General features: G+C 37.2%; 17 protein-coding genes. 6 read left to right on the top strand and 11 right to left on the bottom strand.

The features are described 5' to 3' along the window. Positions 1 to 331: 331 nt before the first annotated feature. The 4 genes from G440_RS0101380 to G440_RS0101365 all read right to left on the bottom strand — a co-directional run bounded on the left by G440_RS0101380 (position 332) and on the right by G440_RS0101365 (position 3,605). On the bottom strand, positions 332 to 1,609 hold the full coding sequence (locus tag G440_RS0101380; RefSeq protein ID WP_026449653.1) for a cation:proton antiporter: 1,278 nt from the start codon (positions 1,607 to 1,609) through the stop codon (positions 332 to 334). A gap of 112 nt (positions 1,610 to 1,721) precedes the next feature. Then, the gene (gene cfa / locus G440_RS19225) at positions 1,722 to 2,930 is read right to left on the bottom strand and encodes a cyclopropane fatty acyl phospholipid synthase (protein ID WP_281170732.1); all 1,209 of its coding nucleotides are present in this window, start codon (positions 2,928 to 2,930) and stop codon (positions 1,722 to 1,724) included. 56 nt (positions 2,931 to 2,986) lie between these two features. Then, positions 2,987 to 3,172 (bottom strand): hypothetical protein, encoded by a 186-nt coding sequence (locus tag G440_RS0101370; RefSeq protein WP_026449652.1) that lies wholly within the window; start codon positions 3,170 to 3,172, stop codon positions 2,987 to 2,989. 82 nt (positions 3,173 to 3,254) lie between these two features. After that, on the bottom strand, positions 3,255 to 3,605 hold the full coding sequence (locus G440_RS0101365) for a nuclear transport factor 2 family protein (protein ID WP_034258751.1): 351 nt from the start codon (positions 3,603 to 3,605) through the stop codon (positions 3,255 to 3,257). A gap of 754 nt (positions 3,606 to 4,359) precedes the next feature. Here G440_RS0101365 and G440_RS0101350 point away from each other — a divergent pair. Continuing rightward, positions 4,360 to 5,820, top strand: a complete 1,461-nt coding sequence (locus tag G440_RS0101350; protein ID WP_026449650.1) for a glycoside hydrolase family 130 protein — start codon at positions 4,360 to 4,362, stop codon at positions 5,818 to 5,820. Between the two features lie 136 nt (positions 5,821 to 5,956). On the opposite strand, the gene G440_RS19220 is transcribed toward G440_RS0101350, so the two are convergent. The 7 genes from G440_RS19220 to G440_RS0101315 all read right to left on the bottom strand — a co-directional run bounded on the left by G440_RS19220 (position 5,957) and on the right by G440_RS0101315 (position 13,868). Beyond that, positions 5,957 to 8,248 (bottom strand): glycosyltransferase family 4 protein, encoded by a 2,292-nt coding sequence (locus G440_RS19220; RefSeq protein ID WP_051285065.1) that lies wholly within the window; start codon positions 8,246 to 8,248, stop codon positions 5,957 to 5,959. Positions 8,249 to 8,616: 368 nt separating this feature from the next. After that, positions 8,617 to 9,792 carry a glycoside hydrolase 100 family protein gene (locus G440_RS0101340; RefSeq protein ID WP_026449649.1) on the bottom strand — a complete coding sequence of 392 codons (1,176 nt, stop codon included), beginning with the start codon at positions 9,790 to 9,792 and terminating at the stop codon, positions 8,617 to 8,619. Between the two features lie 19 nt (positions 9,793 to 9,811). Further along, on the bottom strand, positions 9,812 to 10,618 hold the full coding sequence (gene nagB, locus G440_RS0101335; protein WP_026449648.1) for a glucosamine-6-phosphate deaminase: 807 nt from the start codon (positions 10,616 to 10,618) through the stop codon (positions 9,812 to 9,814). A gap of 178 nt (positions 10,619 to 10,796) precedes the next feature. Beyond that, positions 10,797 to 11,939 carry a glycosyltransferase family 4 protein gene (locus tag G440_RS0101330; protein ID WP_026449647.1) on the bottom strand — a complete coding sequence of 381 codons (1,143 nt, stop codon included), beginning with the start codon at positions 11,937 to 11,939 and terminating at the stop codon, positions 10,797 to 10,799. 9 nt (positions 11,940 to 11,948) lie between these two features. Continuing rightward, complete coding sequence (locus tag G440_RS0101325; protein WP_245574810.1) at positions 11,949 to 12,626, bottom strand: PIG-L deacetylase family protein; 678 nt, start codon at positions 12,624 to 12,626, stop codon at positions 11,949 to 11,951. A gap of 12 nt (positions 12,627 to 12,638) precedes the next feature. Continuing rightward, complete coding sequence (locus G440_RS0101320; RefSeq protein WP_026449645.1) at positions 12,639 to 12,977, bottom strand: cupin domain-containing protein; 339 nt, start codon at positions 12,975 to 12,977, stop codon at positions 12,639 to 12,641. A gap of 330 nt (positions 12,978 to 13,307) precedes the next feature. After that, positions 13,308 to 13,868 (bottom strand): helix-turn-helix domain-containing protein, encoded by a 561-nt coding sequence (locus G440_RS0101315; protein ID WP_051285063.1) that lies wholly within the window; start codon positions 13,866 to 13,868, stop codon positions 13,308 to 13,310. Positions 13,869 to 14,366: 498 nt separating this feature from the next. Between G440_RS0101315 and rpe the strand changes: the two genes are divergently transcribed. The 5 genes from rpe (at position 14,367) to tkt (ending at position 20,464) form a co-directional block, all read left to right on the top strand. Next, the gene (rpe, locus tag G440_RS0101310) at positions 14,367 to 15,017 is read left to right on the top strand and encodes a ribulose-phosphate 3-epimerase (RefSeq protein WP_026449643.1); all 651 of its coding nucleotides are present in this window, start codon (positions 14,367 to 14,369) and stop codon (positions 15,015 to 15,017) included. A gap of 255 nt (positions 15,018 to 15,272) precedes the next feature. Continuing rightward, positions 15,273 to 16,292 (top strand): class I fructose-bisphosphate aldolase, encoded by a 1,020-nt coding sequence (locus G440_RS0101305; RefSeq protein WP_026449642.1) that lies wholly within the window; start codon positions 15,273 to 15,275, stop codon positions 16,290 to 16,292. 112 nt (positions 16,293 to 16,404) lie between these two features. After that, positions 16,405 to 16,776, top strand: a complete 372-nt coding sequence (locus G440_RS0101300) for a hypothetical protein (protein WP_211228185.1) — start codon at positions 16,405 to 16,407, stop codon at positions 16,774 to 16,776. A 264-nt stretch (positions 16,777 to 17,040) separates the two neighbouring features. Then, positions 17,041 to 18,339, top strand: a complete 1,299-nt coding sequence (locus G440_RS0101295) for an NAD(P)/FAD-dependent oxidoreductase (RefSeq protein WP_026449640.1) — start codon at positions 17,041 to 17,043, stop codon at positions 18,337 to 18,339. 115 nt (positions 18,340 to 18,454) lie between these two features. Further along, the gene (gene tkt, locus G440_RS0101290) at positions 18,455 to 20,464 is read left to right on the top strand and encodes a transketolase (protein WP_026449639.1); all 2,010 of its coding nucleotides are present in this window, start codon (positions 18,455 to 18,457) and stop codon (positions 20,462 to 20,464) included. Positions 20,465 to 20,537: the final 73 nt, after the last annotated feature.

Genomic DNA, 20,537 nt, shown 5'->3' with positions numbered 1-20,537 from the left:
AACAGAACCATCCCGCTATCAAGCTATAAAATGAATATGCCCTGAAAGCGCAACCTACCATAACATTACACAACTCCTTATGGGTTGCGTAACGAGTCTAAAACCAGCCCTGAAAGAGCGTCATAAACGGCAATGGCAGGCGTTCCATAATACAGTTTAGCTATTACGCCCTTTCAGGGCTTTAGATGTTTAAGGCTTCCCCATCATCGAGCGTTGCTCGATGTTAAGATATTACGCCCTTTCAGGGCGAACTTAATAAAAAGTTTCATTGGCACTTCAAAATAATTTTAAAGATTTTATTATTGTACGAAGTCTCAGAAAGGCTATTGACTCACTTGATTTTTCTTTTAGTTTCTTTTTCAACATTAGCATCAAATTTTTTCACTACTTTTTCCAAAGTTAAGCCTTGAACCAAGATGGAAAACACGACTATAATATATGTTATGCTTAGGAATAGATCTTTGGAGATTTCCTGAGACAAGATGATGGCCATGGCAATTGATATTCCTCCGCGCAATCCGCCCCAAGTCATAATAAATGATGCGCCTGGTTCAAAGAAAATCCAATTTTTCATGGTTAAGGTGAGCACTTTGAGGGAAATAAAGCGGCTCAATAAAACCAATAGGATACAGAATATCCCAATAATAAATATTTCTTTGTTGAATTGTACTTGTAAAACGGTCAGACCTAGTAATAAAAATAGAATTGCGTTGAGGAGCGCATCAATCAGTTCCCAAAATTTCCGAACGTAATCTTTTGTAATATCAGAAAGACCTTTCCCTTTAGTCAAACCTTTTCCTATCATTAAACCACCAACAACCATGGCAATTGGGCCGGAAACTCTGAGGATATCCGCTAACATATAACCGCCCATAACTAGGGCTAAGGTAAGAAGTACTTCAACTTCATAGTTGTTTATTTTTGATAGCGCATGAGTGGTCAACTTGCCTAATAAATAGCCTAAAATCAACGCGCCGCCAACCTCTTTTAAAAACAAAAGTGCAATGGGAAAGAAAGATAGCTGCGCATCTCCGATCTTTTGGGTAGCAATATGACATAATGTTACAAAAAGTACGTAGCCAACTCCATCGTTAAACAGGCTTTCTCCCTCTATCTTGATTTCCAAAGACTTTGCTATTGAAGTCTTGTTCAATATTCCAAGAATGGCTATGGGGTCTGTAGGTGAGATAAGTGCACCGAAGATTAGGGTGTGAATTAAGGGCACGGAGATTCCCATGAGCCCTAAAATATTGAAAAGAGCGATACCAATGATAAAGGTGGATATCAAAACCCCTAAGGTCGCAAAAATAAAAATGGGTATTCGCTGCGTTTTCATTTGTTCTAGATCCAATCTCAAGGCTCCAGCAAAAAGCATAAGCCCCAAAATACCTTTCATTAAAAAGTTTTGAAAGTCAATCTGATTGAGAATACTTTTTTCATAGGATAGTAAGGAAGGGAAGACATTACCAAGCAACAGAACCAGTAACGAGAATGCCATAGAAATTAAAAACAGTCCAATGATTGCGGGCAATTTCAGAAAGCGTTCATTTAGGTATCCAAAAGTTGCGGCAAATACAATTAGGATACTTATGAGATGGAACAAATTCATGGATTGGTGATTAGGTTCGTTGCCCGTTTTTCGAAGTCCTAACTATCATTGAATGAAATTATGGAAATGTCAAAATAATAGAAGGGATTGTGCTTGTATGCTAATTATTAATTCATGCGATTTCTGACTTTGGAATACGTTTATGGTTATTAAAACTATCAAGTTCACGAGTATTTAAGTGCTTTGGTCTTACAGATTGATAAATGGAGGAGAATTCTTTTTTGGTAACAACTAATTGCCATAATTGAAGTCTTTTTGCACGAAAGGAAGCGGCGGCGGAACAGAGGTAAAATTCCCACATTTTATAGAAAGATTCATCGTATGATTTCTCAAATTCTGGCCACGCATTTTTAAAGTTGTGGTACCAGGCCATGAGCGTTTTATCATAATAGGGCCCAAAATTATGTGCGTCCTGAAGAATCAGCTGGTTTTCCATTGCCATAGAAATTTGAGTCATAGACGGAACCAATCCTTCAGAAAAAATATATTTATTGATCCAAGGATCGGTTGTATATTCCGATTCATTATTGCCAATAAAATGAAGAAGGCAAATTCCCTCATCCTTTAAATTGTTTTTTACTATTTCCATATAAGGACTATAGTTTTTGTAACCTACGTGCTCCAGCATTCCTATAGAAACAATTCGGTCATATTTTTCGTTGAGGTCGCGGTAATCCTGTAAGCGGATTTCCACATTTAGACCCTTGCATCCCGCTTTGGCAAAATCGAATTGTTCTTTGGAAATGGTAATTCCGGTAACTTTTACTTTATAATTTTTAGCGCAATAATAAGCGAAGCCGCCCCAGCCACAGCCTATGTCCAATACGCTTTGGCCTTCTTGAAGTTTGAGCTTTCTACAAATTAGCTCTAGTTTGTTTTCTTGTGCTTGTTTGAGGTTTTCAGCTTCTTGCCAGTATCCGCAGGAATAAATCATCAATGGATCCAGCATTTTTTTAAACAATTTATTTCCTATGTCGTAATGACTGGCGATAGATTTTTCGGCTTTCGTTTTGGTTTGTCTATTGAAAAGCTTTGCCTTTAGAATAAGCCATTTCAATTTGAAATTTGTCTTGATACTTTTTTCAAGATCGGCTTTAAAAAGGCGATAGAAAAGTTCATCCAATTGATCACATTTCCACCAAGCTTCCATATAAGAATTACCTAAACCGAGGGAACCATTTTGAAGAACTCTTTTATAAAAATTTTCATTTTTAACCTGAATATCCCATGGCCGATTTCCATTGATTTTAATATCGGTTGTAACAAGAAGATCCTGAATAGCATTTTGATATTTATTCATCTCAACTGAATTTTTAAGCACAATTGGAGCAAACCCCAAGAAAAATTCTTGGAGAATCGATCCATTTCTACTTTTTTTTAGGAGTGTAGTTTTTTTATTAAAGCCTCAAGTTCTCTGGTCGCTTCTTCCAACTTTCTTTTCCTTTCTTCAATTATTTTTTTCTCGTCATTGCTGTTTATTCTATCAAAAACCTCCAAGGACAATCTTTTATGTCGATCGTGGAGCCTCCTCAATTGTTCGCGTTCTTCAATTCCGTGTATCATTACATTTTACTTATAGTTAATAAATATTTTCTTTGTTTAACAGCGCTAGGCACGACTCTATCAATCCCTCATTGGAATCGAGTCATTTAGCATTTTGCAAAACGGGTCGTGGATCATAAAAAACCTTTAAGGAACGAATCTTGCCATTTTTAAAAAGGTATAGGCCACAAGTAGTTATTTCATCTTTGCATCCCATCTCAATATCATATATTACTGAAACCTCATCGTCGTGAGCAAATATTTTTACAATGCTATACTTAAATTTGATTTTCCGCATCTGTTTCAGATATTCTTCGGCTCCCTGGGTTTTTCCCAGTGGTCCCTTAAACTTAAAGTCAGGAATGAGACATTCTTTGGCAGCTTCATAATCCTCATTATTTAAGGCATCTAAAAAGAATAAGACTTTTTCTTTTGATTCTTCTGAAGCGTTCATTTTTATTAGAGATTATTGATCACTCAGCTGAGTTTTCATTTTTTGAATCTTCCCCGTTTAAATCTGCCTGTAATTTTTCGTTTTTCACTTTAATTCAAAAGCCACTATATTAAAAGGGCGTAATTCACAGGGTTTTTAAGGGAATATTAAAGTTAACTGGTAAAGAATCTGGTTTTTAATTGTTTCAATAAAATTTTTGTCGCTAAAAAAATTTGATTGCTAAACTACTTAGCTTTGAGTATAGGATGATTGATAATGAGTTGATTAAAATAGAGGTTGTCCTGGCTTTTAAACAATTAGCATTCCTTGTTTGGCTTGTCTTTGTTGTGTGAGAATGAAGGCGAATCTTTAATTACTATTTTTAATAGCATAAGTCCATATAAATGCAGTTATGTTACTTCCGTAGGGATAATGTTTTCTGGTGGAAGTGCTAACGAAGCTTCTTATACCGAATTGCTAATGGAACGTCTTCTTTAATTACTTCCTCAGAAAGTATCTCAAACAATGGATAAGTGCCTCTTTTTCATCTATAGTCTCAAGGGCAAGCTTTGAGTTTGAGTTATATGCCAAATATCAATGATCTTTCAGAACCAAATAACGCGCAATAGGTATAGATTACGAAATAATTAATGCTTCGGTATTTACTTTTTAGGCTTTATCGCCTTTAACGTTAAAAAATTTAGCAAAACTATAGCATTACGATTTTTTGTGTGGTTATTATTAAGCGTACCTTACTTTTCTTAAATTGAATAAAATGAGAGTTCCTGTAACACGAAAACAGTTAAAATTTCTTCCCGATTCTAGTAGGGTAGTGGCCCGCTATTTTATGAATGGGGAATCGGCAACAAAAGATATGCTAGCATTGGTTTTTGCAATGAGTGAAAGCGATGTTCATATTGCCCTAGAACAAACCCTAAGAGAATTTGCATACCGGCATCGTAATATTACCCATCTCTTTAACAAGCATTATAACAATGCACTGAGCTTAATTGAGCAAATGGATGTTAATATTGATGATATATCTGGTGAGCGTAAACTGCTTATCGGATCCTACCTTACCATGGAGTACTCCCTAGAATCGACTGCGTTTTTTAACCCATCTATTATTCCCGATGTAGATCAGACTTATTTAGAGGAAGGGGAAAAGCGCGTTATTATTTCGTTTAGAGCTACTGGTGAGGGGCATATCTCTTCAATCGTATTCAGAAGAGCTATACTTGATAAAAATAACGATTTACACTTGATGAGCATAGGAAAATCGATGGATGTGGCAGAAATCTCTCAAAAAAAATCATACCACAAGGGAAGGTTTGTAAAAAAAATGAGAGAAATGAACATTCCTGAAAAGTACTTTAATATTATTGTAGATGATTTACCGGATCATTTTGAATATATCACCTTAAAAAAATCGGTAAATAATATTCTGAAGGATTCAGAAATAAGTGATGCAAAAAAACTTGCTCTTGAAGAAATTACTTGGTTGGTAGATTCTTATTATGATATTGAGTTTGAACATGACTCAGATATTAGTGAACGTGTAATTTATCCAATTTCAGAATCGGAAAGTAATGGAATAGAAGATGCCCGTTTTGTGCGTTTTGTAGATGACGATGGATGCATTAAGTTTTACGCCACCTATACTGCTTATAACGGTCACACTATTTTACCAAAACTTCTTTCCACGAGTGATTTTTGTACATTTAGAATTATGCCTTTGCACGGCAAAGGTGCTTTGGGTAAAAACTTGGCACTTTTTCCCAGAAAAATAAAAGGACAATATGCAATGCTCTCCAGATTAGACGGTGTTAATAATTATATCATGTTCTCTGATAGAAATACACTTTGGAATAATCCGATTCTGCTTCAGGAACCAAAGTACCCTTGGGAGTTTTCAAAGATAGGAAATTGTGGCTCGCCTTTATGGACTGAAAAAGGATGGTTGATAATCACGCACGGAGTTGGCCCCATGCGCCGCTACTGTATTGGTGCCTCACTTTTCGACTTAGATGACCCCACTAAAGAAATTGGGCGACTCGAAGAGCCTCTGCTTATGCCCATAGAAAACGAACGGGAAGGATACGTTCCAAATGTAGTATATTCTTGCGGCTCGATTATTCATAATAACAATCTAATTCTGCCTTATGCGGTTTCAGATTATTCTACCACGTATGCAGTGGTAGAAATGGATGCATTATTTGAAGGCCTGAAGAATTAGAAACTGCTTACTTTGTGTCCTCTTTGTCTTTGTGTTAGATAAATTACCGCTGGAAACGCAGAGGACGTAAAGTTTAAGTAAGTCTTTCATGCTACTTCTTGTTTTTACAAGAAGAGCCTGAACAAAATCTGATGGCTTATTTAGCAACCTCCAACCCGCTGTGTTTTGGTGTATGGTTGGTTGAATTGCTTAAATCGCTTAATTCCCGAAAATGATAAGATTCTTCATACGCCTGTAAAACAGTAAGGTGTGAAATGAGATACGCTAAAGAACTTTCGGCTCCCTGATTTCGGTTTACACCATAATCCTCAAAACCATCACAACATCCTTTTGTCTCGAAATCGTATAAATTCATCCGGAGATCATTTTCGCCCAAAAACCACATAAAGGAAGTAAACAGTTTATCTAAGTATTCTCTTTGTCCAGTTAAAACGAAAGCTTGGTGATACATAAGCACCATCGCCATAGCATCAATGGGTTGCTGCGCATAGATGGAGCGTTCCTTATCTTTTACAAACCACTGTCTGTTTCCAATTACTGACAGATAGCCATCTTTGAGGGTGTGCGTAGTAAGAAAACGCATTGCTTCGAAGGCGACGTCTTTTGCTTTTTTGTTCTCCAAAACCTGTGAAGCATGAAGTAAGGCAAGTGGTAAAATACCATTATCATAAGCCAAAAGCGATTCAAACCAGTTCCAGTTTTTCGATTGATTTTGTTCGAAATGAACCACTAAGATATCCGTCATTCTCAGTAAGCACATTTTCATGCCACCGTCATCTGGATTTGTTTTCAGATAGTAGCATATGCCAATCATTGTATTTGCTATTCCTCTGATAGATTTCATTTTCTCAAAATTGGGTGAAGCATCAAAGAAAACCAATTTTGCTGTTTGGTAATACGCATCATTCGGTGCGTGGCCCATAAGATAGCCTAGTACCCAAATCGTTCTTCCGAAGGAATCTTCAGAGCCCACTTCATCAAGAAAATTCCGGTTAAAGCTTAGAAAATTCCGGAAGGTGCCATCTTTATTTTGCATATAGTGGATGTAGCTGAGGTAAATGGGCATCAACTCTAAAGCGATTTCACTCTTCTTCTGCTTATAAGTCATACAAACCATAAGCAGTGCCCGAGAATTATCGTCAAGACAATAGCCTTCTTTCAAATTGGGAATTCCAAATTTGGCGTGTTGAATAATCCCCGTATCGTCGGTCATTCTTTTAATATGCGCTAATGAAAACGGTGGCAACAGCAGAAGGTCGATGTCCATTTCTTTTTTTGGTTCTGGTTTTGCAGGCTCAGAAACCAAGTGTTCAGCAAGTTCGAAGTATCGCTGTCCAATTTTTGGCCAGATGATGTCTTGTCCATATTCTTCCGCATTTTTCTGAATGGTCTTCATCATTTCAGGCTTATCCAGTAATTTATTCAAGATTTTGGCCAAGGCATTTTCATCTCTAAAATCAAAAAGACAGCCTTTGTTTTCAGTAAGTAATTCTGCTGCATGCCAATATGGTGTGGAAACAACAACGCAACCAGAACCCATGGCATACGTAAGGGTTCCACTGGTAATTTGAGCTTCATTAACATAAGGTGTAATATAAATATCTGATGCCGCCAAATATTTAAAAAGTTCCCTTTCTTCTATAAATTCATTAAGAAGAAGAACATGATCGCCAAGTTTTAATGTTTTTATAAGCACTTGAAGGTAATTTCGGTATTCTTCGCCCTCAGATCTGAGCACGTTCGGATGTGTTTTTCCCAAGACTACATAAAATACTTCAGGATGCTTTTCAATTATTTTTGGTAAGGCTTTAATAACTGTTTCAATTCCTTTGTTACGCCCGACGAAACCAAAGGTCAAAAGCAGTTTTTTATCGCTAAACTTCAATTCGGCTCTGGATTTCTCTTTATTAAAATGAATATTGGGAACTCCGTGTTCTATTCGAGCAATTTTTTCTGAAGGAACGTCGTAGATATTTTTAAGAAATTGAATGGCTTTGTAACTCATCACGACCAATTTATCAGACATTTTACAAATCTGTTTTAAAATGGCCTTTTCGGTGTATGAGGGAGTTTCAAGAATGGTGTGTAAAGTTGAAATCAATGGAATCTGCAACCTATGTAACAGTGGAAGAATATATACACCGCTTTGGCCTCCGAAAATACCAAATTCATGTTCAAGAATACAAACTTCTGCGCCACTACGATTTATAAAATCAGCAGCTTTCAAATAATCGGTTTGACGCTCTTGATGTATTGTTAGTTTTACTTCAGGAGGAAATGCATATTTTTCTTGATTATCGTGCATGGCGATAACAATAATTTCATTTTCATCATCATCCTTATTCTTTAGCGCATTTGCGAGACTTTGCGTAAATGTTCCTATTCCGCATTCTCGTGGGGGATATGTAGCTACAAAAGCAATTTTCATGTTTAGTTGGTTTAGAGGAGATTGGTGAAAATTGGCTTAATGATTCAATATTAGCGATTTTTTGATTTAAGCATATACTTTCTATATAAATACGCTAAGACTTAAAGAAATTCCAAGTAAAATTGAAGGTTTTACTTTTGGAAAAACCTATTTTCGATTCTCTTTTTCTTAATTTTTGCTGTGTCTTTTGCTTTTTAGATAGCATTAAACAACATATAAAGATATCGAATAATGTGTGAATAAAGTTGAAGATAAGGAGGTTAGAGTTACATAATTCACATATTGCTTTGAGTTAAGAATTTAATGAATAACGTTCATCATCTTAAACTAATATCAACGTTAATTGATTTTGCTAATGTTTTATACATTTATAATTTCGACCGAATCTCCTCAAAAAACGGGGTTCGTCTTTCTTGAACACAGGCTGTTGCGTACAAATAATTAGAGGCACTCCAAGTTTGCCAATCCTGCCCCATGGGTTTTCCAGTTTGGGCTTTATACCATTCGTTAAAGCTAAACTCTAATTTATCGTCCCCGCCTTTTTTGATGAGGTTTGTAAGTGCGAGCAGTTTTTTCTCTGCCAAATCATATTCTTTGGATGCCACGAGCGCTGCAATATAAAATCCGCTGATAAATGGCCAGATTCCACCGTTGTGATAATCTCCAGGATTATTATATTCGGAATACCTCGGTAACCAATCCGCATCTTCAGGTTGAATAAATGGAAAAAAATTGGGTGTAAGGTCGAGCGCTAATTCCTTTGTTTTATGCATTGATTCACATTCGCTTTCTATCCATTTCACCATTTTCTTAGCTTTTTCTGGCGAGGCCAAGCCAGAAAGAATTGCGAGGCTGTTTCCTAATAAGTCAAACCGCTCGCTGCTGTACACTTTGTAAGACCATAATGCGAAATAAGGTTTGTCTTTAATTGCAAGCCCTTCGTGCGCACAAGTATGCAGTTTATCCGAAGTATAAGTTAGTTGTTGAATTGCATTGCCAAGGTTTTTAGCTCGTTTTTCTTCTCCTAAAAGTTTGAGAGCGCTATATGTTGTAGTGTTTACGAAAAGACCATAACCCAGCACCCACTGTTCGTCACGCCAATCACTTGTTGGTTGTTGCGCTATTAAATAATGGCTGGTAGGGCATTGGTATTGCATCCAAACAAGCGCTTTATCTACTGCGGTTTTTAGAAAATTTGGATCATTGGTTAGGTTTCTGTAAACACCTACTGCCATCAAAAATAGTGGTGTGGTATCGCTAGAACCGCGGTTTTTCTTATCATTCACAAGTGACGGTGCTTGCCCGTTATCCGATTGATTTTCGGCAAGAGTAATTAGAACATTTTTTACGCTACTTATAAGTTCTGCATTTCCACTTGAGGCTATTCCCAATACTGATATTAATAAGTCTCTGGTATAGGGTTCGGGATATCCCCAGCCTGCTGTTCGGGGCAAATTTGCAACAGTTCCATGAGAATTGTGCAAAAGCACATCAATGGCAGCTTTCTTGGCTTCTTCAATCTGTTTGTCTTTTTCAAGTGGCATGGCGTTTCTTTTATCGGGTTTACTGAGGACTTCCATCCGTGGAAATACGTTCGATATCTTTAAAATATTTTACTGTTTTAACCTGGAACTCCAAGGTTGAGGGTTCATCGCAAACTAAGATGCATTTTGGATGCATTTGGAGCATAGAAGCAGGCCACATGTGGTTTACGGCGCCTTCTACTACCTCTTTTAATGCTCTTGCCTTCTTATAACCACTAACAATGACCAGCACTTCTCTTGCGTCCATAATGGTTCCAACACCAACGGTTAATGCTGCGGAAGGTACTTGGTGTGCATCATTTTCAAAAAACCTAGAATTGGCTTGAATGGTATCATAGCAAAGTATTTTTATACTGGTTCTGGAAGTCAGTGAAGACCCTGGTTCGTTAAAGGCGATATGTCCATCCATACCTATGCCTCCTAGAAAAATGTCAATGCCTCCATATTTTAATATCTTCTTCTCATATTCAATACATTCTTTTTCCAGATTGGATGCGTTACCTTTTAAAATATTTATGTTTTCACTAGGAATGTCAATGTGGTTGAAGAGCTTCTCATACATAAAGGAATGATAGCTCTGGGGATGATTTTCAGGAATGCCAATGTATTCGTCCATATTGAAAGTAATTATGTGCTTAAAGGATATATCTCCTATTTTATTCCTCCTAATTAGTTCCTTATAGGTAGCAATTGGCGACGAACCTGTTGGTAATCCAAGAACGAAGGGCTTTTTTATTGTTGGATTGAAATCATTTATCTTTTTAATTAAATAATTGGCTGTCCACTGAGCGATCTTATTTTCGTCTTGTTTTATTAGAACTCTCATGCTTACTTTATTTAAGTTGTTGACTCGATTTGTATTAAATGTTTATCCGTTTATCATCCTAACATAGACCTCGGACATAAGTCAAAATAGTAATGAATGTTTTTTTATGGAAATTAATAGAGTTATATGTCTTTTGTCATATAAACTTCTAAGAAACTCTATGGATAATCATCTTATATTAATTTATCCCCAGCTTATCTTGGATTATTTTTACAAACCTTTTGGTAACAACAGTATTGTCAAAATATTCTACTGCTCGCTCTCTTCCTGCTTTTCCCATTTTAACTCTAAGTTCCTCATCTTCCATAAGTCGGAGCATATAGGTGGCAATATTCTGGACGTTGGCACGGTAATCAACGATTCGAGGAGTATCGAATCGCACTTTTCGACTGCTTTCAAAACCCGATTCTTCACCTAAAACGACTTCATCTACAACAATTTTTTTGGCTACTTCTGCCAGAAAAGCAGTTTTGTTATGGATAAGTGTATCTAACATACCCATGGCTTTGATCCCAATGACAGGTTTGCCGCATGCGCCAGCTTCTACCTGTGGCATTCCAAAGCCTTCAAGGCGTGAAGGTGCGGCATAAATATCGCAGGCACCAATTAAATAAGGCATAAAGTTTCGTGAAACAGTGTTGGTGGCGTACGTAATATTCTTTTCGAGACCAAGAGACTCTGCCATTTTCAGGTCGAGCATATTTTGCACTTTGGTTCGTGGTTGCGGCCATACTTTACAAACGTATTTCCAGTCTGGTGCTTTGGTATCTATTATTGAGAGTGCTTGCATTACTTCCTGCGCTCCTTTTGAAGCGGCATCACCACCTACGGTCAAAATCATGAGCTGGTCTGGTGAAATCCCCAAGGATTCTCGAACTGATAAAATTTTTGGGTCATTTTTATCAAAAGGAATAAAAGCTGAAGTATCACAACCTACGGGAAGTACTTCAATATTATCGGGTTTGATGCCATCCCGGACATACATCTCTTTCACCCAATTTGAAGTTACCAAAATAAGGGGCAGTTCGTTTAAGACTTCCTGATAATTGGCAATATATCCATCGGCTACCAGCCAGGGCACTGCTCTAATACCATAGCGTTGAGGATGAAGAATAATATGAGGTGTATGGCCCCAATAGCCTACTCCCACCACAATATCAGGTTCAAACCAGCGGTAATACCATTCCTTTTCCTGAGCCGATTCAAAATGTGCTGCTTTGGCTTCCACACCAAGATTCATTAGCCCTTTGTAAAGCATATCGCCTTGAGTTGCAAGGCCGCCAGGAGAAGGAGGATAATCATAAAGCACCAAAACTTTCATATAATATAGTTATGTTTCTTTGTTTTCAATTTCTTTCTTATCTAGCCAGTTTAGAGCATCTTTCGGATTCTCGAATTCCCAAAAGGCTTCACTTTTAGGCGTTGTTTTGGCTTCGAAACCTGTTTTTTGAAAACCGTAAACCTCAGTAATTATTCTGTGTTTTTCTTCCCAGATATCTTGCGAAAGTGTTTGATAAATACTTGCGTCTTTAATAGCTTGAGAATAGTATTCTTTATTTCCATCTTCATAAGCAAAGGCCCATAGTTTTTTGGTTTTTATTTTTTTATCCTTCCAAAGTGCTATAACTGCTCTACCAATTTCTTCGTGACGTAAATGTCTGGTGTATTCACCAAAAGGACTGTGGGTTATAATCAGGTTGAAGCTCTGTTTTGGGAGTAATTCTAAAATTACTCGCTTTACGGCTTTCCTATCTAAACGTCTTTGTCTTGCGCCATCATCAAGATTTCCCATGATACCTTCCGCCTTTAATATTTCTAGTACTTTTTTAAATTTTGGAGCCCTATCAGCATCATTTTTTCTACATAAACAGGCAACGAACCAGTTACAGTCGGGATGTAATAGCATCGTTCCGCCGCACCAAAGGGTTTCATCATCGGGATGGGCTACGATGACGGCTATGTTTTTTTCTTTTGTTAAAACTTCAGAAGGGATCATGATTCCTTTCATTTTTTTGTCTAATTATTCATAACCACTTTTAATAACGGTAGAAATCATTTTAAAACGCTCGTTGGCTTTAATCGTGTTGTTGGAATGGGCTGGGATAATGATGGCCTGTCCGGTTTTTAAGCTATGCGAATCGCCGTTGATTACTATTTCGGCCTGCCCTTCGATTATTTGTATAAACTTATCGAACGGCAATACTTTTTCGATTAGGTCTTCACCAGAATCATTTGAAGTAGCAATTACACTTCCGGTCGTTTTCTTAATTATTGTTTTTATGACAACAGCATTGGGAACATATTCTATTATCTCCACCATGATTAAGGCTTTTGATTTTTCAATTTCTGTGTTTTCCATCGCTAAAATTTAATAGGATAAATCCAGATTGTGGTTTTCTGTACTATAAATCTAACCATAGTTTAAAGATGGTTTATTTTATTGAAAAATATATTACATAGGAAAGAAGAAGATTTATAGCATTCCCACATTGGTTTTATAAATTTAAGCGCATGAATAGTTTTATTTTTTTAAACATTAAGTATTTTTTGAGCCATTAAGGGATTAGGGAAATTTAGTTAGCGTAATTTCCACTAAAACCTCAATTCTACTTAACTACTTAATACCTTAATTGTTATCAGCAGGTAGGAAATAATATAATAAAAGAGTGGTTTTGAACGCAAAATTTTTTTACAAATCCTCGAGGTTTTTCAGACGTTTCTTTTTTAGTCCTTTAAAGTAGGTTGGTGTAAGCCCTGTAACTTTTTTAAACTGGTTGGATAAATGTGCCACGCTGCTATAATGAAGTTTATAGGATATTTCAGTAAGATTTAGCTCATCATACATTAAAAGTTCTTTTACCCGTTCAATTTTGTTTAGGATAATATATTGCTGAATGGTGATGCCTTTTACTTCGGAAAATGTGTTGGCTAGATATGTATAGTCATATTCCAATTTTTCACTTATGTAATCTGAATAGTTCACTTTTGGAAGTTCATCGGCATAGTGGACCATTTCGATGATTACGGCCTTGATTTTTTCAATAATGATGTTCCGCTTGTCGTCAAGCAGCTCCAAACCATATACCTTTAGGTTTTTACGAAGTTGTCTTTTTTGTGAAACGCTAAGGGTTTCTAATATTTCAATTGTTCCTAGTTCTACATTTACATAGTGTAATCCTAGTTTTTGCAGTTCTTGCTTTACTACCATTTTGCAGCGTAAACTAACCATGTATTTAATGTATATGAACATTTTGTCTTTTAGTTAATTGATATTAATCAAGCCGATAATCACACAATTACAATGTGATTTATATAATTCTTATTCCAAATCATGTAAAAAAATCTAGTAAATCCGTAGTTATCTTTATTGATCTTAATTGTGGAGGCCATGAAGGATGAAAATCGTTTTTATTTTCTTGTATTCATCATATAAAGATAACGAGTATAGCATTGGAAAACCGCTACTCAAGTAGCATTATAACAAGAATTTAAGATTGTTTTAAATTAATAATAAGAACCTTTAACATAGTTTTGTTTGCTAAAATCAAGCGATCTTTCTCCAACTTTATTTTGTTAGTATATAACAAGACTAAATTTACGATACTAACATCTGCTAACTGAACTCTAAAAATTTTTGTTTTAACGTTAAAGATTTTGTTTTATCAGATTCAAGTGGGCAATCAGCAATTCAGGAAGAAGAAATCAGTATAGACCTTTGAATAGTTTCCAAATAATCATTTAAAAATATATGTCACACCTAATAGCACCTTCTATTCTCTCTGGTGATTTTGCCAATCTTGCAACGGACATCGAAATGCTCAACCAAAGCGATGCCGATTGGATTCACGTTGATATTATGGATGGTGTTTTTGTTCCGAATATCTCTTTTGGTTTTCCGGTGATGGAGGCTATTAAAAAGTATACATCAAAACCGCTGGACGTACATTTGATGATAATAAAGCCAGAACGTTACATCAGTAGGTTTAAGGAAGCCGGTGCGAGTAATTTAATAGTTCATATAGAAGCTTGCGTTCATCTAAACAGTACTATTCAATCCATTAAGCAAGAAGGAATGCGAGCAAGTGTTGCGCTTAATCCACATACTGCTGTAAACAATCTGGAAGATATTATATTTGATATTGACCAAGTGCTAATTATGGCGGTTAATCCAGGTTTCGGAGGACAAAATTTTATAGAACATACCTATCGAAAAATTGATAAAGTCCGGAATTTAATAGAAAAAACGGGTTCAAAAACCCGAATAGAAGTAGATGGTGGTGTTGATCTATTGAATGCGTCAAAACTTATTAAGGTAGGTGCAGATATATTGGTCGCTGGGAGTGCGGTTTTTGGATCTAAGAACCCTTTTGAAACCATTGCGGCTCTGAAGAAAGCTTAAACATCAAGATAATTTAATTATTCTGAACCATTAAGGTATTAAGAGAGTAAGGTGCTCAGCCTATCCTTAATGTCTCTTAATTTGTTAATGATCAATGTCTTGGTAATGTTATCAGTAAAGAAGTTGATCAAAAGGTTCTGTGCTTTTTTTGCAGTATTGGGGTGGGAATTTTATAAACTATACTTCGGATAGTATAAGCTTTCTTAGTTAGATATATTTAATTTTAATGGTCACATCAAAAAAGAATAGAATCAAATGAATGAAGCCGAACTAATAAAAACTGCTAAGGCAATGGTGGCTGACAATAAGGGACTATTAGCTATGGATGAGAGTAACCCTACTTGTAACAAACGTTTTGCCGCTTTGGGAATCCCACAAACTGCAGAAATGCGCCGACGTTACCGTGAAATGATTGTGACGACTCCGAGACTCAAAGAAGGGGTCAACGGTGCAATTTTGTATGATGAAACTGTTAGACAGAAGCTTTCCGATGGAACTCCATTTGTAGAAGCTGTTATAGATGCCGGCATCATCCCCGGAATCAAAGTGGATATGGGAGCAAAGGAGTTGGCTGGTTTTCCTGGCGAAAAAATAACCGCGGGTCTAGATGGTTTACGTGAAAGACTATCTGAATACAGCGAAATGGGACTGCGTTTTGCCAAATGGAGAGCGGTACTAAAAATTGGAGACAGCATTCCAACACGTAGATGTATTGAGAATAACGCAATTGTGTTGGCGCGCTATGCGGCACTTTGTCAAGAAGCGGGGTTAGTGCCAATGGTAGAACCTGAGGTTTTGATGGAAGGAAAACACGATTTAAAAACATGCTTATCCGTCACCGAGCAAGTATTGCATATTGTTTTTGACCAGTTGCATAAACAACGCATTTTAGCTGAGGGGATGATCTTAAAACCAAATATGATTTTACCTGGATCTGATTGCTCCGAACAATCAAGCACAGATGAAATTGCCGAAACTACCGTAAAATGCTTATTGCGATGTGTGCCCGCTTCCGTTGTCGGCGTGGCATTTTTGTCGGGCGGTCAATCTTCGAAACTGGCAACAGAGCGTTTAAATGCGATGAATAAAAAATATAAACCTAAAATGCCTTGGGCTCTTGTCTTTTCATTTAGTAGAGCCTTGCAGCATCCCTCCATTGATATCTGGAATGGAAAGGAAGAAAATATAGAAAAAGCGCAACAGGCATTGCACCATCGCGTCAAGCTTAATGCAGCCGCATGTCGCGGTGAATACAAGCCTGATATGGAAAAATAGTGTATCCTGATTGAAGGAGTTCAGGTTGATTCTACAAAATAGATGAATATTGCCAAAATTCTAATAATTACATAGCAAAAAGCACAATGCTATTATCAAAATTTAAAAAAAAATGAAAAACGAAGAAAAAGATGTCCATAAGTCCAGTCAGATCAAGGATAAAATTCCAGTTCAAAAACAAGACAAAGCAGAAAAAAAAGGTTTTCCCGGTTATCCACACTATCCCGCTTCCGAGGATATTTATAACAACGAAAAAGAAACAGATTTAAATCCTGAAGATCCAAGTAAAACCAAAAAACCTCCCGTTGAATCTAATCAACGAAATGAAAAGGATTTTCCGGAAGATATGACTGCTGAAGACCTCGATGTTCCAGGTTCAAAAGATGACGAGGCCAAAGCAAACTCAGGGAAAGAAGATGAAGAAAATAATTATTATAGCCTTGGAGGAGACAATCACAATGATCTTGAAGAAGATAATGAATAACAAGAAAACAATATTCTAAGTCAATTAACCTATTGAAGTATAAAAAAAATTCGTGTTAAACCGGAAATATTCAAACCTTTTATTCGAGGTGGGAATATTGTAAATTATGAAATGGCTTGTGTAAATATTTACGAAAATTATAGATTACCTTTAGGTTCTTAATTTTATAATGATAAAAATTCATTTAAAATAATGCTTTTTAATGAAGTATTATTATAGCTTAAAAATCAAATTTGGAGTTTTAAAGTAGAATTGTAAATTTTAATGGCGAAAACACCTAAAATAGTAATAGTTGGCGCTGGGTTTGGCGGTGTGAAAATGGTTAGATCATTTCATAAAAAATCAGTAGAAGTGCTTCTTATTGATAGAAACAACTACCACAATTTTCAACCCTTGATGTATCAGGTGGCAACAGGTGGATTGGAACCCGGAAATATCGCTTATCCCGTTCGACGGATTTTTTGTAAATATAAAAACGTCAACTTTCGAATGGCGGAAGTGCTTTCGGTCAATATCGATAAAAATCAAATTTCAACTTCCATTGGTACAATAGATTATGATTACTTGATTGTTGCATCTGGAAGCGAAACAAACTTTTACAATTTCGAACCTGTTAAAAATAGACTCCTCACCTTAAAATCCTTGCCCGACGCACTGCAAATGCGCAATCGGATTTTTCAAAATCTGGAGCACGCTTTGGCCAATAATAGAAAAGAACCTATTGAGGAGATTATGAATATCGCCATAGTTGGAGGTGGCCCAGCAGGAATTGAACTCGCCGGAGCGCTGGCCGAGATGAGAAAGCATGTTATCCCGAAGGAATTTCCGGAACTTCCGCTTTCTAAAATGAGCGTCAATCTTTACCAATCTGGTCCTGATTTACTTGCCGGCATGTCACAAGAAGCTTCTGAAAAAAGCCTTGAATATTTAAAGGAATTGGGCGTGAATGTCTTCCTCAACACCCGCGTTAAAAAGTATGACGATAAGACTATCATGATGGAAGACGGAAGCAGCTTTACAACCGATACAGTAATATGGTCTGCAGGAGTAAAAGGATCACCAATAAAAGGCTTTCCCGACGAAGCTATCGTCAGTCATCGAATTTCGGTCAACGAATATAATAAAGTAAAAGGCACCAACAATATTTTTGCAATCGGAGATGTGGCTGCTTATATTACTTCTGAAAATCCCAAAGGATTACCTATGCTGGCGCCGGTTGCACAACAGCAAGGCGAGCATCTCGCCAAAAATATATTGAAAATTCTTGCAAACAAAGAGATGGAGCCTTTCGAGTATCACAATAAAGGAGTGATGGCCACAATTGGTAGGAAAAGGGCCGTGGTCGATCTGCCGAATTTCAAATTTCAAGGTGGCTTTGCCTGGTTCGTATGGATGTTTGTACACATTTTTTCCTTGCTTGGATTTCGTGATAAAACCGTCACTTTTATTGATTGGGCGGTGAGTTATTTCAGCTACGATCAACCCTTGGGAATGATATTAAAGCCGGCTGAATTTAATCCTGAGACAGAAAAAAAGGAAGTTAAAGAAAAAGAAGAAGCATAAAGTTATGAAATGAGCGCAGTCGAAAAATTTTTAGTTCATACTGAAAATGATGTGCGAATTACACCAGCCTGCAGGTAGGCAGGTATGACCATTAAAAAACAAATATAATCTACAGATGAAAAGTAAAAATATAGTTCAAGAAGGCATTGATACCGTAAGAGTTTTATCGGCTGATGCCGTACAAAGAGCAGACTCCGGACATCCCGGAACACCAATGGCGCTATCGCCCTTAGGTCACTTACTGTGGGCAGAAGTAATGCATTATAATCCTAAAAATCCAGATTGGGCAAATCGCGATCGTTTTGTTCTTTCTTGTGGGCACGCCTGTATGTTGCAATACAGTTATTTGTATTTAACCGGATATAAAATTACACTAAACGACCTTAAAAATTTCAGGGAACTCCACAGTATAACTGCTGGCCATCCAGAATACGGTCTTACTCCCGGAATTGAAGTCACCACTGGGCCTTTGGGACAGGGATTTGCCAATGGAGTGGGAATGGCTATTGCCCAAAAATATATTGCTGCGCGCTACAACCAACCGGATTTCAAAATTTTCGATTATACTATTTATGCTATTTGCAGTGATGGCGATCTTATGGAAGGAGTTTCTGCGGAAGCCGCTTCACTTGCCGGCCATCTGGAACTGGGAAATATTATCTATTTCTACGATAATAACGAGATTACAATTGAAGGAGATACCGACCTTGCTTTTGATGAAAATGTAGAAGAACGCTTCAAAGCTTATGGCTGGTATGTTCAAAAGTTACCTGATATAAATGATTTGGAAGCAGTATCGAAAGCCATTAAAAATGCTCAAAAAGAAACAAATCGGCCTTCGTTAATAATCATCCGAAGTCATATTGGTTATGGAAGTCCCAATAAGCACGATACCGCAGCCGCGCACGGTTCACCTTTGGGAAAGGATGAGGTGCGTTTGGTTAAGGAAAACTTCGGCTTTGATCCGGATAAAAATTTCGTTGTCCCCGATGAAGTTCTGGATTTTTATAGAAAAGCCGGAAAGAAATCTGCTAAATACGAGGAAGATTGGAACGAATTATATAAAAATTATAAGAAACGTCATCCAGATCTTGCCGAAGAATACGAGACAATCACTTCAGGAAAATGGCCTGATGATTGGGAGAAGAAACTACCCGTTTTTGAACCTGGAGACGAAATGGCTACACGTAAAGCTTCAGGAAAAACCTTGAATGCGATTGCGGAATATTTGCCACAAATGATTGGTGGATCAGCAGATCTTGCACCATCCACAGATACCAATCTCAATGATTATAAATCCTTTGAACCCAAACACCGCGATGGGCGTAACTTCCACTTCGGAATTCGCGAACACGCGATGGGAGCAATACTCAACGGAATGGCATTAAGCAAGTATCTAATTCCCTATGGTGCTACATTTTTAATATTTTCAGATTATATGCGGCCACCGCTTAGATTGGCTGCCATCATGAAAATCCGGACCATTATGGTTTATACACATGACAGTATTGCGCTAGGTCAAGACGGAACTACCCACCAGCCCGTTGAACAGTTGATTGGTTTGCGCACTGTTCCAAATATGATGGTAATTCGTCCCGCAGATGCCAATGAAACCGCACATGCTTGGCGTGTTGCAATTAATCATACCGATGGACCTGTGGCACTTTCCTTAACGCGTCAAAAACTTCCTATTATCGATCAGAATAAATACGCTAAAGCAAAAAACCTTGAGAAAGGGGCTTACATTCTTTCTGACTCTGATGGCGATCCAGATATTATTTTAATAGCCACCGGATCTGAAGTTCAATTGATTTTAGGCGCTCAGGAAAAATTGAAGAAAGATGCTATTGAGGCACGAGTTGTTAGCATGCCATGCTGGAGTTTATTTGATAAACAAAGTGACGCTTACCGAGAAAAAATATTTCCAAAGAAAATACGAAAACGACTGTCAGTAGAGGCTGGATCTCCTGTTGGTTGGCTAAAATATGTAACGGATGATGGTGATGTAATAGGAATTGATAAATACGGTGAATCAGCACCAGGACCTGAGGTTATGAAGGAATACGGCTTCACTGTAGAAAACGTTATAAAAAGAGCAAAGGCTTTGCTTTCCAAAAAAGAGTAGGCTTTCCCTGTGTCCCCTGCCTGCCGGCAGGCAGGTCTGTGCCTTTGTGGTAAAAAAAATCACGAAATTAAAT

Origin of the sequence: Aequorivita capsosiphonis DSM 23843 (assembly GCF_000429125.1) — a bacterium.
Lineage (GTDB): Bacteria > Bacteroidota > Bacteroidia > Flavobacteriales > Flavobacteriaceae > Aequorivita > Aequorivita capsosiphonis.
Note: the sequence above shows the minus strand (reverse complement) of the source record. Positions and strands in the feature narration are given on the sequence as shown.